The organism is Ralstonia sp. VS2407 (assembly GCF_052950655.1).
The window spans coordinates 27,139-40,158 of the sequence record NZ_JBRFVG010000018.1 but is presented as its reverse complement, the minus strand read 5'-3'; the positions used below and the strand labels follow the sequence as shown (position 1 = coordinate 40,158).

At 64.2% G+C, this 13,020-nt stretch carries 14 protein-coding genes; 6 read left to right on the top strand and 8 right to left on the bottom strand.

What is annotated here, in order from left to right; genetic code table 11:
- Positions 1-74: 74 nt before the first annotated feature.
- Positions 75-434 carry a DUF2917 domain-containing protein gene (locus ACU8YE_RS22100; protein ID WP_446929617.1) on the bottom strand — a complete coding sequence of 120 codons (360 nt, stop codon included), beginning with the start codon at positions 432-434 and terminating at the stop codon, positions 75-77.
- A 150-nt stretch (positions 435-584) separates the two neighbouring features.
- On the opposite strand from ACU8YE_RS22100, the gene ACU8YE_RS22095 reads away from it, so the two are divergent.
- A complete protein-coding gene (locus ACU8YE_RS22095; RefSeq protein WP_446929616.1) occupies positions 585-1,547 on the top strand; it encodes a transcriptional regulator GcvA in 963 nt (320 codons plus the stop codon).
- A gap of 90 nt (positions 1,548-1,637) precedes the next feature.
- Here ACU8YE_RS22095 and ACU8YE_RS22090 read toward each other — a convergent pair whose 3' ends face one another.
- The 4 genes from ACU8YE_RS22090 to ACU8YE_RS22075 all read right to left on the bottom strand — a co-directional run bounded on the left by ACU8YE_RS22090 (position 1,638) and on the right by ACU8YE_RS22075 (position 4,264).
- Positions 1,638-1,937 carry a DUF493 family protein gene (locus ACU8YE_RS22090; RefSeq protein ID WP_446929615.1) on the bottom strand — a complete coding sequence of 100 codons (300 nt, stop codon included), beginning with the start codon at positions 1,935-1,937 and terminating at the stop codon, positions 1,638-1,640.
- A gap of 20 nt (positions 1,938-1,957) precedes the next feature.
- A complete protein-coding gene (locus ACU8YE_RS22085) occupies positions 1,958-3,160 on the bottom strand; it encodes a D-alanyl-D-alanine carboxypeptidase family protein (protein WP_446929614.1) in 1,203 nt (400 codons plus the stop codon).
- 92 nt (positions 3,161-3,252) lie between these two features.
- Positions 3,253-3,900 (bottom strand): alpha/beta hydrolase, encoded by a 648-nt coding sequence (locus tag ACU8YE_RS22080; protein WP_232041796.1) that lies wholly within the window; start codon positions 3,898-3,900, stop codon positions 3,253-3,255.
- A 34-nt stretch (positions 3,901-3,934) separates the two neighbouring features.
- Positions 3,935-4,264, bottom strand: coding sequence for a (2Fe-2S) ferredoxin domain-containing protein (locus tag ACU8YE_RS22075; protein ID WP_045202559.1), 330 nt, complete (start codon positions 4,262-4,264; stop codon positions 3,935-3,937).
- A gap of 450 nt (positions 4,265-4,714) precedes the next feature.
- Between ACU8YE_RS22075 and ACU8YE_RS22070 the strand changes: the two genes are divergently transcribed.
- The 3 genes from ACU8YE_RS22070 (at position 4,715) to ACU8YE_RS22060 (ending at position 9,466) form a co-directional block, all read left to right on the top strand.
- Positions 4,715-6,004: a dicarboxylate/amino acid:cation symporter gene (locus tag ACU8YE_RS22070; RefSeq protein WP_232041797.1), complete on the top strand. Its 1,290-nt coding sequence runs from the start codon at positions 4,715-4,717 to the stop codon at positions 6,002-6,004.
- A gap of 101 nt (positions 6,005-6,105) precedes the next feature.
- The gene (locus ACU8YE_RS22065) at positions 6,106-8,124 is read left to right on the top strand and encodes a sensor histidine kinase (protein ID WP_446929613.1); all 2,019 of its coding nucleotides are present in this window, start codon (positions 6,106-6,108) and stop codon (positions 8,122-8,124) included.
- Between the two features lie 25 nt (positions 8,125-8,149).
- The gene (locus ACU8YE_RS22060) at positions 8,150-9,466 is read left to right on the top strand and encodes a sigma-54-dependent transcriptional regulator (protein ID WP_446929612.1); all 1,317 of its coding nucleotides are present in this window, start codon (positions 8,150-8,152) and stop codon (positions 9,464-9,466) included.
- A gap of 57 nt (positions 9,467-9,523) precedes the next feature.
- Here the strand turns inward: ACU8YE_RS22060 and ACU8YE_RS22055 are convergent, their stop codons facing one another.
- The 3 genes from ACU8YE_RS22055 to ACU8YE_RS22045 all read right to left on the bottom strand — a co-directional run bounded on the left by ACU8YE_RS22055 (position 9,524) and on the right by ACU8YE_RS22045 (position 11,577).
- Positions 9,524-10,261 (bottom strand): DUF2278 family protein, encoded by a 738-nt coding sequence (locus ACU8YE_RS22055; RefSeq protein ID WP_446929611.1) that lies wholly within the window; start codon positions 10,259-10,261, stop codon positions 9,524-9,526.
- A gap of 137 nt (positions 10,262-10,398) precedes the next feature.
- The gene (locus ACU8YE_RS22050) at positions 10,399-10,959 is read right to left on the bottom strand and encodes a TlpA family protein disulfide reductase (RefSeq protein WP_232041801.1); all 561 of its coding nucleotides are present in this window, start codon (positions 10,957-10,959) and stop codon (positions 10,399-10,401) included.
- A 102-nt stretch (positions 10,960-11,061) separates the two neighbouring features.
- Positions 11,062-11,577 carry an O-acetyl-ADP-ribose deacetylase gene (locus ACU8YE_RS22045; protein ID WP_414560122.1) on the bottom strand — a complete coding sequence of 172 codons (516 nt, stop codon included), beginning with the start codon at positions 11,575-11,577 and terminating at the stop codon, positions 11,062-11,064.
- 83 nt (positions 11,578-11,660) lie between these two features.
- Here ACU8YE_RS22045 and ACU8YE_RS22040 point away from each other — a divergent pair, with 83 nt between their 5' ends.
- Both ACU8YE_RS22040 and ACU8YE_RS22035 read left to right on the top strand, forming a co-directional pair.
- Positions 11,661-12,230: a hypothetical protein gene (locus tag ACU8YE_RS22040; protein ID WP_446929610.1), complete on the top strand. Its 570-nt coding sequence runs from the start codon at positions 11,661-11,663 to the stop codon at positions 12,228-12,230.
- A gap of 96 nt (positions 12,231-12,326) precedes the next feature.
- A complete protein-coding gene (locus ACU8YE_RS22035) occupies positions 12,327-12,968 on the top strand; it encodes a LysE family transporter (protein WP_232041804.1) in 642 nt (213 codons plus the stop codon).
- Positions 12,969-13,020: the final 52 nt, after the last annotated feature.

Genomic DNA, 13,020 nt, shown 5'->3' with positions numbered 1-13,020 from the left:
GATGGGAGGCATCGGCGCCGGCATCGGCTTTTGCGGTATCTGCCGCAAAAGGAGACTCAAAACAGATTGCGGGCTCAGGCGGCCACGATGGGCGTCTCGGCGTGCTCGTTCCACCCAAGCGCGGCCAGCGTGTGGCGCCACCCATTCGTGACGTGCCATGGCTGGCGCGGCATGTGGCCATCAGTCGCTTCGACTGCCAGTGCCACGGGGCCGAGGGCTTTCGGGTCTACCGAGACGACGATTTCTTCACCGCGCTTCACGGCAACGCTGCCGCCTGCGTGCAGCCATTCGTCGCCGGCTTTGTTCTCATGTGTGACCCATACGTCGCGCCCGTAGGCTTCTTCGACGCGCAGATTCTGGTTGGCCGGCATGCGCAATGCCACCACTTCGCCGGGCTGCAGAGTGAATACAATTTTTGTTAGTACAGCTTTCATGATCGGCTCCTTCACGGCAGTGCGATGGGGCCTTGCCGTTGAAGGAAGTCTAGGCGCTTGGTTGCCTTGTACCAAACGATATATATTGCGTTTCTTGATAGTGCAGCTCACATAAAAACCGTGCAGCGCTACGAAAATCCGGAGGGAAAGATGACCGAAATCCGCGAACCGATGCGCTTGCCGTCACTTGGCGCGCTCCGGGTGTTCGAGGCGGCGGCCCGCTATGAGAGTTTTTCGCGTGCGGCAACGGAGTTGTTCGTTACGCACGGTGCCGTCAGCCATCAGATGCGCACCCTGGAAGACGAGTTGGGCGTGCCGCTGTTCGAGCGGCGCGGCAAGCGCGTCATGCTCACGCACGCGGGCCGCGCCTATGCCGATCGGGTGCGCGAGGCGCTCGACCAGATCGCCCAGGCCACGCACCAATTGCGCGCCGGCAACCGCGACAACCGCCTGGCCATCAGCACGATGCCGTCGTTCGCAGCGCGCTGGCTGACGCCGCATATCGGCACCTTCATCGAGCGCCATCCCGAGTTGGAGGTGGAGCTGTTCTCCAGCCCCGCGCTGGTCGACTTCGCGCGCGAAGAGGTGGACGTGGCGTTGCGCATGGGTTCGGGCAACTATCCGGGCCTGTACGTGGAAAAGCTGCTCGACGATGTGTTCTTCCCGATCTGCAGCCCTGCGTTCAACGGTGGTCGTCTGCCACGCACGCTGGCCGAGATGGCGAGCATGACCCTGCTGCGCAGCGAAGGCGAGGCATGGAAACCGTGGTTCGATGCGGCCGGCGTGGAGGGCTTTGCGGAGCCGCGCGGCGGGTTGATGTTCCAGGATTCGTCATTGCTGCTGCAAGCCGCGGCAGCGGGGCAGGGGATTGCGCTGATCCGCCCGACGCTGGCCTTCAATGACCTGCTGACCGGCCGTGTGGTGCGCCTGTTCGAGACGACGATCCCGTGTCCGTGGAACTACTACTTCGTGTGCCCGCACAGCGCGCTGCAGACGCCCAAGATGCAGGCGTTCCGCACGTGGCTGCTGCCGGAGATTGCTGCGTTCAAGCTCAAGCTGGCGGGGCTGATGAACGACAACGCGGTCTGCCTGGGGCACGTGCCCAAGGGCTGAGGCCCGGGCATCAAAAAAACGCGCTGACACAGCAAAACGCCCCGGCATGACCGGGGCGTTTTGCATTCTGCCGGGTGGCGCAGAGGTGCGTTACAGCACGATTTTCACCATCGGATGGCTGGTCAGCGCCTGGTACAGCGCGTCCAGCTGTTCGCGGCTCGTCGCACGCACGATCACCGTCAAGCCCAGGTAGTTGCCGCTCGAAGACGGGCGTTTTTCCAGGCGCCCTTTGTGGAACTCCGGATCGTGCAGGCGGACGACCTCGACGATGGTCGCGGCAAAATCGTCATGCATCGGCCCCATCACCTTGATGGGGAAATCGCTCGGGTACTCGATGAGCGACTGTTCGGGCGGAATGTGGCCCGGCGGGGGAGTGTGAGAGGAGGTCATGTCGAAGTAAGTGGGGGCGATTACTTCTTTTTAAACCACAGCTTGACCGCGTCGATCGTGCGGCCGACGAAGCCGGCTTCCGGCACCGCTTCCAGTGCCACGACCGGGAATTCCGACACCACGGTCGAGCCGTCCATCACCTTGACCGTGCCCAGTTGCTGGCCCTCGGCGATCGGGGCGATCAGCGGGTCCTTGCGCTCGAGCACCGGCTTCAGGCGTGCGCCTGCGCCCTTGGGCACGGTGATCCACTTGTCCTCCGACACACCCAGCTTCACGCTCTTGGCTTGGCCCTTGTACACGTCCGGCGTCTGCAGCGCTTCCTTGGCCTTGTACAGGCGCACGGTATCGAAGAACTGATAGCCGTAGTTCAGGACCTTCAGGCTCTCCTGTGTGCGGATCGCGTCGCTCTTGGTGCCGACGATGACCGACAGCAGGCGACGGTTCGCGCCCGGCACGTCCGGCAGCGGACGGTTGGCCGAGGTGACGAGGCAGTAGCCGGCCGATTTGGTGTGGCCCGTCTTGCCGCCGTCGACGGTCGGATCAAGCCACAGCAGGCGGTTGCGGTTGGACTGCTTGATGTTGTTATAGGTGAAATCCTTCTGCGAGTAGAACTTGTAGTCCTGCGGGAAATCCTTGATCAGCGCCGATGTCAGGATCGAAAGATCACGTGCGGTGGAGTAGTGATTCGGATCGGGCAGGCCCGCGGCGTTCGCGAAATGCGTGTTCTTCATGCCGAGGCGCTCGGCTTCGCGATTCATCAGCATCACGAAGTTGGTCTCGGTGCCGCCCACGGCCTCGGCCAGCACCAGGGCCGCATCGTTGCCCGACTGGATGATCAGACCTTGCGTCAGCTCACGCACAGAGACGGGTTTGCCGGCCTGCAGGAACATGCGTGATTCGTCGGTCTTGACGGTGCGCACGGTCTCGGTGGGCGTGATCATCTGGTCGTATTTCAGCTTGCCGTCGCGCACGGCTTCGAAGACCAGGTAGGCCGTCATCAGCTTGGTGAGCGAGGCGGGCTCGATGCGTTCGTCCATGTTCGCGCCGCCGAGCACCTGGCCGCTGGTCACGTCGGTCAGCATCCACGAGCGGGCCGCCACTTGCGGGGCCGGCACCGGCTGCGCCATGGCGGGCAGGGCGGTGACCAGCACGGCGGCCGCCACAGCGGTTGCGGCGGCGGAATGGAGGGCGAGGGGCGTGAAATGGGCGAAGCGGGTCTGCATGTCGGGTCCTGCGGTCTGCTTGGAGTTCAAGGGCGCCGCCTGCCAGAAAAAACGGGGGGAGGCGCGGCGTCCGGAAAGTCAACGGGTGAGTGTTACGGTTTTGGCGCCCAGGCGCCGGTAATGAGCTGCCGGATCAAATGCAGCTTGCGGTGGAAGAAATGATCGGCGCCCGGGATGACGATCACGGGCAGTTCCTGAGGTCGCGCCCAGTTGAGCACGTCGATCAGCGGCACGGTGTCGTCCTGTTCGCCGTGGATGACGATGGTGTCTGCCGGCACTGGCGCGACATCCCAGCGCGAGGTGGCGGTGCCGACCAGCGCCAGGCGCTCGGCGGGCGTGCCGGCTTCGGCCAGGCGGCGAGCGACCTGCGACACGACAAAGCTGCCAAACGAGAAGCCGCCCAGCGCCAGCGGCAGCGTGGCCACGTCGGCGGACCATTCGGTTTGCGTACGCATCCAGTCGAGCACGGCGAGCATGTCGTCCTGCTCCCCGATACCGTTGTCGTGCGTGCCCTCGGTCTTGCCCACGCCGCGAAAGTTCAGGCGCACCGTCACATAGCCCAAGCCGACGAAGGTGCGAGCCAGGGTCTGCGCGACCTTGTTGTCCTTGGTGCCGCCGAACAGCGGATGCGGGTGGCCGATCAGCGCCAGGCCGCGCGGCGCGGTGTCCGGCTGGTCGATCGACAGGTCGATCTGCCCGACGGGGCCGGGAATCAGGCGTTCTTCGGTATGAACGTTCATGGAGAAGGGAAAAACAGGTGCAGTAAAGCCGGGCTCACGCGTTGGCGGGGCGGTCGACCATCAGCCGTTCGACCGGTTTGCCTTCAACCAGATGGCTCTGGATGATCTCGTCGATGTCTTCCTTGTCGACGAAGGTGTACCAGACGGCCTCGGGGTAGACCACCATGACGGGGCCGAGTTCGCAGCGGTCCAGGCAGCCGGCCTTGTTGATGCGCACGCGGCCTTCGCCGTTGATGCCGAGTTCCTTGCAGCGCTTCTTGGCGTATTCCTGCATGGCCTTGGCGCCAAAGTCCGCGCAGCAGCGCGAGCCGTCCTCGCGTTCGTTCAGGCAGAAGAAAACGTGGTGCTTGTAATGGCTGCTCATGGGCGGACCGAGAAGACTGGGAGGGCTGTGTGACGGTGCGCGCGGCAGGATGCAAATAGCTTCCTGGCGTGGCGCACCCATGTGGATTTGCGTAACGAGCCGGCATTATACGGCCCCGATGTCACCGTTCCGCCAGGATCGCGTGCGACGCGATGCTGCGATGCTGCGTTGCAATATGTTTTCCGGATGTCTGGACGCCCTCCGTGCGCGGATTCCGGGATTGACGACGGCTGAGGCGGGTGCCATCGTAGTCACACCAAGCTGGTACAAGGGCTGGCGGGCAGCCGGCCCTTGAAATTGACGTTGGCATAGCCCTTGCAATAAAGAGCGACCTGCTGCGGGAGGCGCCGGAAACATCGGCGTATCGAGGCAGGAGAGAGACCACACCAGGGCGGGTCGGACCGGGCGAGCAACTGAGCGCACGGCCGGTCTGTGACACTCGAGGAAGACATGAAAAAACCGTTCTATAAAATCCTGTACGTACAGGTGCTGGCGGCCATCGTCATCGGCGTTCTGCTAGGCCATTTTTCGCCCGCACTTGCCGTCAAGATGAAGCCGCTGGGCGATGGCTTCATCCAACTGATCAAGATGGTGATCGGGCCGATCATCTTCTGTACGGTCGTCTCCGGCATTGCCGGCATGCGTGACATGAAGAAGGTGGGCCGCGTTGGCGGCAAGGCGCTGATCTACTTTGAGGTCGTCTCGACCTTCGCACTGGTGATTGGCCTAGCTGCTGGCCACATCTTCAACCCGGGCGCGGGCTTCAACGTTGATGTGAACACCATCGACGCCAAGGCCGTTGCCCAGTACGCCGCCAAGGCGCATTCGGCCAGCACGGTCGACTTCCTGCTCAACATCATCCCGAGCACGGTGGTCGATGCCTTTGCCAAGGGCGACATCCTGCAGATCCTGCTGATCGCGCTGCTGTTTGGCGGTGCGCTGTCGGCCATCGGCGACCGCGCCCAGGTGGTGACGGACTTCATCGATCAGATCTCGCACGTGTTCTTCCGCATCGTGCACATCATCACGCGCGTGGCCCCGCTCGGTGCCTTTGGCGCCATGGCCTTCACCATCGGCAAGTACGGCGTGATCTCGCTGGTGCCGCTGCTGAAGCTGGTCGGTACGTTCTACCTGACGGCCATCATCTTCGTGGTGGTGGTGCTGGGCATCATTGCGCGGCTGGTCGGCTTCAACATCTTCCGCTTTGTGTCGTATATCAAGGAAGAACTGTTGATCGTGCTGGGTACCAGCTCGTCGGAATCGGCGCTGCCGCACCTGATGGAGAAGATGGAGAAGCTGGGCTGCTCGAAGTCGGTGGTGGGCCTCGTGGTTCCGACCGGTTACTCGTTCAACCTGGACGGCACCAACATCTACATGACGATGGCGGTGATCTTCATCTCGCAGGCGCTGAACATCGAGCTGACCTGGACGCAGCAACTGACCATCCTGGCCGTTGCCATGCTGACCTCGAAGGGCGCTTCGGGCATCACCGGCGCCGGCTTCATCACGCTGGCCGCAACGCTGGCCGTGGTGCCGGATATTCCGGTGGCGGGCATGGTGCTGATTCTCGGTATCGACCGCTTCATGAGCGAATGCCGTGCCCTGACCAACATCACCGGCAACGGCGTGGCCTGCGTGGTGATCTCGGCCTGGGAACGTGAACTGGATCGCGCCAAGCTGGCTCGCGTGCTGTCGGGCGACCGTAGCGATGAGCGCGTGCCGGCCACCCCGGCAGTTTGAGCGATCCAATCCGGCTGGCGCCTGCGGGCGCCGGCTACTGAAAGCGCAAAGCGTATGATTGCGGGGCCAGTCCTTCCAGACGGCCCCGCTTCTTTTTTGGAATGCACCTCGTGAAGCACCTCGGCGACATGCCGACTTCAGGCATGGCTTTGGAAGGCACGGCAACACTCTCTGCCGCCGACCTCCAGCCGATGTCCGATCCCGATTTCTCCTTCACCAGCGCCTCCGGCTCGCGACGCGGCTTCTGGTGGCTGGTGGCGCTCGGGCTCGTGGTGGTGATGGCCGTGGTGTGCGCGACCACGTTTGTGGTGGCGTGGAACCGGGGCCTCGCGCAGGCCCAGCAGGCCGCCGGTGGGCGGGTCGATCGCTATGCGGCCAACCTCAAGAGCACGCTCGACCGCTACGAATACCTGCCGGCGCTGGTGGCGCTGCATCCGTTCATCCACGATCTGCTCGCCAATCCGACGCCTGCCAATGTCGACCGCGCGAACCGCTATCTGCGCGAAGTCAACGATCGGGCGCACGCCACTGCGACCTACGTGATCTCCCCCAGCGGCAAGGCGCTGGCCGCATCCAACTACAACCAGCCTGACAGCTTCGTCGGCGCTGAATATCTGTTTCGGCCGTATTTCCAGCAGGCGGCGGAAGGCCACGTCGGGCGCTTTTACGGCATTGGCATCACGCGAGAAGAGCCGGGCTATTACATCTCGCAGCCCGTCATGCAGGACGGCCGCGTGATCGGCGTGACGGTCGTCAAGCTCAACCTCGAATGGTTCGGCCGCGCCAGCCACGACGCGTCAGAACCCGTGATGGTGGCGGACGAGAACGGTGTGATCTTCCTGTCCTCCGTGCCGGCGTGGCAGTACCGTACGGTGGAGCCTCTCACGTCCAAGCTGCAGGCGCAGTTGGAAGCGACGCGCCAGTATTACCGCAAGCAGATCACGCCACTGCCGCTGCAACCCGAGGCGCCGGCCTTCCTGCGATTGACCGGACGCTTGCCGGAAGGCGCAGAACTGATTCGCGTTGGCGAGCGTACGAACGCCACGCGCTACCTGCAGGTTTCGCGCGACCTGGTCGAGCCCGACTGGACGCTGATGTACCTCACGCCCGTGGACCCGGTGATGAGCGCCGCGCGCAGCGCGACCGTGGCGGCGGCGTTTGCCTTTGCGTTTGCGTGTTTGCTGCTGTTCTATTGGCGCCAGCGCCGCCTGCGCATGATGGAGATGCTGCGTAGCCGCCGCCTCCTCGAAGCCGCATATGACCAGCTCGAACGCCGTGTGGAAGACCGCACGGCCGACCTGATGGCCACCAACGAACAACTGCAACACGAGATCGTCGATCGCACCCGCGCCGAGGCCGAACTCCGCGCCACGCAGGACGAACTCGTGCAGGCCAGCAAGCTTGCCGCCTTGGGCCAGATGGCCGCTGGCATCACGCACGAACTCAACCAGCCGCTGGCCGCGCTGCGCACGTTCTCCGACAACACGCGCATCCTGCTTGAGCGCGGCCAGCACGGCGCCGCCACGGACAACCTGCAGGCGATCGCCGACCTGACCGAGCGCATGGGCAAGATCACCGCGCAGCTCAAGCTGTTTGCGGGGCGCTCGCGGCGCAAGGTGGTGGATGTGCAGGTGCGCGTGGCGCTTGATCACACGCTCGCGCTGCTGCGTCCGCGCCTGGGCGACGTGGCACTCGAACTGCACTGGCATATCCCCGAAGCAGATGCCGTCGTTCGCGCGGATGAACTGAAGCTGGAGCAAGTGCTGATCAACCTGATTGGCAACGCGCTCGATGCGATCAACGCCAATGAACCCGCGCGCGCCGGACGCATCGAGATCAACATCGGCCTCGCCGAGGGCGCGGCGTCCCAGTCGAACCAATTGACCATCGCCGTGCGCGACAACGGCCCTGGCATTCCGCCCGACGCCATGCCGCACCTGTTCGAGCCGTTCTTCACCACCAAGGAGATCGGCCAGGGGCTCGGCCTTGGGCTGGCGATCTCCACCAGCATCGCGCGCGATTTTGGTGGCTCCCTATCGGCCGCGAACATGCCCGGCGGCGGTGCGCAGTTTACGCTGACGCTGGTACGCGCCGACGTCTCCTCCGCGGCGTCCACCTGATCCGTTTTCCATACAGATACGAACCATGTCCGAAGGCTTGAACGTTCTCTTCATCGAAGACGACCCGCCTGTGCGCCAGGCCACCGCGCAGAGCCTGGAACTGGCCGGCTTCAACGTGCAGGCGTTTGGCAGCGCCGAAGAGGCCGTCGGCAAGATCGACGCAAATTTCTCTGGTGTGGTCGTGAGCGACCTGCGCTTGCCCGGCGCAAGCGGCCTGGACGTGCTCGCGCACTGCCAGTCGTTCGGCACGGGGATTCCCGTGGTGCTCGTCACCGGCCACGGCGACATCACGATGGCTGTGCAGGCGATGCGCGAAGGCGCGTTCGACTTTATCGAGAAGCCGTTTCCCGCCGAACGTCTGACCGAGACCGTGCGCCGCGCGGTCGAACGCCGCGCGCTGGAGCTGGAAAACCGCGCACTGCGCCGTGAACTGGCGGGCCCGGCGGCCGGCACGCGCATCATCGGGCGCTCGCCTGCGATGGGCGCTGTGCGCGCGCTGATCGAGAACGTTGCGACCACCGATGCGCCGGTGCTCATCAACGGCGAGACGGGCACGGGCAAGGAGCTGGTCGCGCGCAGTCTGCACATGCTCTCGCCGCGTCACGACAAGCCGTTCATTGCGCTGAACTGCGGCGCCGTGCCCGAACAGATTTTCGAGAGCGAGATGTTCGGCCACGAAGCCGGTGCCTTCACCGGTGCCGGCAAGCGGCGCATCGGCAAGCTCGAGCATGCCTCGGGCGGCACGCTGTTCCTCGACGAGATCGAGAGCATGCCGATTGCGCTGCAGGTCAAGCTGCTGCGCGTGCTGCAGGAGGGCGCGCTGGAGCGGCTGGGCTCGAATGCCTCGGTGCGCATCGACGTGCGGATTGTTGCGGCCGCCAAGGGCGATATGGAAGCGCTGATTGAGGCGGGTGGTTTCCGGCGCGATCTGTACTATCGCCTGAACGTTGTCGTCATCGATTTGCCCCCGCTGCGTGAACGCCGCGAAGACATCATCCCGCTATTCGAACATTTCCTGCTCGAAGCCGCCGTACGCTATCAGCGACCGCTGCCGATGCTGGCTGAACGCCAGCGCCACGAGCTGATGCAATCGAACTGGCCCGGCAACGTGCGCGAACTGCGCAACGCGGCCGATCGTCTTGTGCTGGGCGTCGGCCGCACGCCGGTCGTGCCGGATGCATCGGAAGACGGCATGCCGCTCAAGGAGCGCGTCGAACGCTACGAGCGCACAGTCATTGCCGAAACGCTGGCGCGCACGGGCGGTTCGGTGCACCAGGCGGCGGATATTCTGCAGGTTGGCCGTGCGACGCTGTATGACAAGATCAAGCGATACGGCCTTTAACTTTGCACGTCCGCAAACAACAACGCCCGGCATCGACCGGGCGTTTTCTTCTCGCGCTCAGCCAAGAATCGGATGCGCATCGGCCACCGGATATCCACGGTCGTCCGTCGGAATTCGCTGCGTCTGAAAGGCGATCAGCAGTGCCTGAAACTTGCCGTCGATTTCCACGATGACAGCACCGTCTTGCTGTGTGCCGTTCTCGCGCGAATGGTCCTTCACACCCGGCGTATGCACGACCGGGTTGCCCTGGTTCATGTGGGTTTCGTGCAGGCCGTTGTGCTGCGGCTCGAACAGGAAGCCAAAGCCGTAAACCATCACGTCGGTGCGCGGTGGCCAGCCTTTGCGGTCGTCGTCGCCGGAGCTCCCGTGGTAGATGTAATCGATCGGCGTGGCGGTGCGGTCCAGCATCAGCATGTCGTCAACGAGCGCGTTGATGTCATTGCGCTCGGTCTCGGTATCCAGCGCGATCGGCCGCATGTTCGGAAAGTCGACCAGCCCGGCGTCGCGCACGTAGTCCAGGCGCGGGAAGCCGTTCTCGTGCAGCCCGGGGGCCAGCGAAGCCAGGTCGGCGATGATGGGCAACTGCAGATCGGCCGTCCACTGATACAGCACGTGATAACCGGCGGCCCCGGCGCCCGGCATGCTCGAGTCGGACTTCACGTTGGCAAGCACCACGAACTCCGAGCCATCCGGTGCTTCTACCACGATCGCGTAATGCGGATTACCGTTGTAGCCCTCCAGATACGGCACGCCGAATTTCAGCTTGCCCTTGAACATGCAGTAGTGATTGGCCATGCGCACTCCATCGAACCAGACATTGACGGACCGCCATTGCAGCAGGCCCGCGTGAACCTAGTGTGGAACCTGTGTCGCCCGAAAACAAAAACGCCCGGCATCAACCGGGCGTTTCGTTTGGATCGGGGATGGCGTGCTCAGGCCTGCTTGCCCAGCGTCTGCTTGAGCAGCGCGTCGAACGACGACCATTCCGGTTCGCCCACATAGCGCTTGAGGATGCGGCCATCGCGGTCGACCAGGAACGTGGTCGGCGTGAGCTGCACGTCGCCGAAGGCCTTGGCGGCGGAGCCGTCGGCGTCCATTGCGACCTTGAAGGGCAACTGGCGCGTCTGGCTAAAGTTCATCACATACATCGGCGCGTCGTAGTTCATCGCCACGGCCACGTATTCCAGACCTTCGCCCTTGTACTTGTTGTACGTCTGGATCATGTTGGGCATTTCCTTGATGCACGTAGCGCAGCTCGTGGCCCAGAAGTTGACAAGATAGACCTTGCCCTTCAGGTCTTGCGTCGAAAGCTTTTTCCCATCCAGCAGCGTGAAGGTGGCGGCGGGCACCTGCTGCGACGGCGAGAACGCACGCCAGCCGAACCAGCCGGCCACTGCCAGCACCAGCACGATCACGGGGAGCAACCAACGGCGACCGCCTGACGTGGCGGGAGCTGGCGCTGGGGTTGCGGAGGAAGTCAGGGTCGAGGCCATGGCGGCAACGGGTCCGGAAGGAAAATCAGGCATCTATTGTAGGCGCGCCGTGCCAGCGCCGCATGTCGGCCGCGACAATCCGTCCGCAATAGGATTCTTGCATCACTTTTCCTCGGTGAGGGCCGCTTCGTATAAGGCAAGGTCCGTTGAAGAAAAGCAGCAAAAGGTGATCACGTCCAGACCGGTGCCGTGTTCTCGCGCGGCGCGTACGGCAATCGGTGCCGCCAATTGCGGCGGGAAGCCGTACACGCCGGTGCTGATGCACGGGAATGCGATGCTGCGTACGTCGTGCCTGCGCGCCAGTTCCAGGCTGTTGCGGTAGCACGCGGCCAGCAATCCCGCCTCGTCTTGCTGGCCGCCGCGCCAGATGGGCCCGACGGTGTGGATAACGTAGCGGGCGGGCAGCCGAAAACCAGGCGTGAGCTTCGCTTCACCGGTGCGGCAACCGTGGAGCGCGCGGCATGCCTCCAGCAGTTCCGGTCCGGCCGCGCGATGGATAGCGCCGTCCACGCCGCCTCCGCCGAGCAGCGAGCTATTCGCCGCATTGACGACGGCATCGCAGTCAAGCGAGGTGATGTCGGCGCGCAGGGCACGCAGGGCGACGAGCGGGGTTGGCATGGCGGGTCCTTCGCGGAGGAGGCTGGTCACTCTGTCCGATAATAGGCGGCTTGGAGCTGGACAAAAAACCTACAGGAGGCGACGTGGCAGTCACAGCAGGGGCAGGCTGGCGGATCGGGTTGGGCGCGGTGGCCTGTGCGCTGCTGATGGCCTGTTCGCCCAAGTACGACTGGCGCACGGTTCATTCCAACGAAGGGGCCTACGCCGTGGATTACCCCGCCAAGCCCACCGCAGAAGCCAGGCCCATCGCCATCAACGGCCAGCGCATGCCGATGACGATGCAGGCCGCCAGCGTTGACGGCACGCTGTTCGCCGTCGGCGTGGTGGAACTGCCCGCGGATGACCCGGTCTGGCGCCAGCGCGCGGTGGAAGCGCTGCGCAATGGCTTGTCCGCCAATCTGAAGGGCCGTGTGACCGAGCGCGACATCGCCGTGCAGAGCGCCGCACAGCCGCCGTTGTCATTGCCGGCGGTGGAATTGATCGCCCAGGGGGCGGGCGGGGACGATCCCGCGCCGCGCCGGCTGACCGCGCGCGTAGTCGCGACGGGCAAGCGCGCATACCAAGCTGTCGTGCTGGAATCGGGTGATGCCGCACGCGATGCCCGCCAGCAGGAACAGGTCGACCAGTTTCTCTCCAGCTTCCATCCGTGCTAGATCCTGGGCGCGCCCGAGCGAACTCGCCGCAGCCGGTGCACAATCGGCGTCTTCCGCTTTACCGCAACACAATTCACGACATCACGGGGAACCATCATGACGTTGCAAGTCTGGCTGGCTTTTTTTCTGGCCGCCTGGGTGATCGCCATCTCGCCGGGGTCGGGCGCCATCCTGTGCATGAGCCACGGCCTGACGCATGGAGTGCGCCGGACGTCGGTCACGATTGCGGGACTGGAACTGGGCATTGTGGTGATTCTGTTCATTGCGGGGGCCGGGCTGGGCGCGCTGCTGATTGCGTCGGAGCACGCCTTTACGGCCATCAAGATCATCGGCGCGATGTACCTGATCTATCTGGGCATCGTGCAATGGCGCACGCCCATTCAGATCGCCAAGCCGGCTGACGGCGAGCCCGTGAAGGTTTCGGGCAGTGGCGCGCGCCGCCGCTTCCTGGTGGGACTGCTGACCAATCTGACGAACCCGAAGGGCATTCTGTTCATGGTGGCCGTGCTGCCGCAGTTCATCGATCCGGCCAAGCCGCTGCTTTGGCAGCTCGGCATCCTGGCGGCGACGATGGTGTTCGTCGACCTGATTGTCATGCACGGTTATGCGCTGCTTGCCTCGCGGGCGCAGCGACTGTTCCGCAATCCGCGCGCGCTGCGTTGGCAGAGCCGCTTCTTCGGCGGCATGCTGATGAGCATTGGCGCAGCGCTGTTTTTCGTGAAGCGGCAGACTGCCTGAGTTTCAAACGCCGCCCCCGGGCGACCCGCCAAGTGGGTTCAAGGCGCAGTGC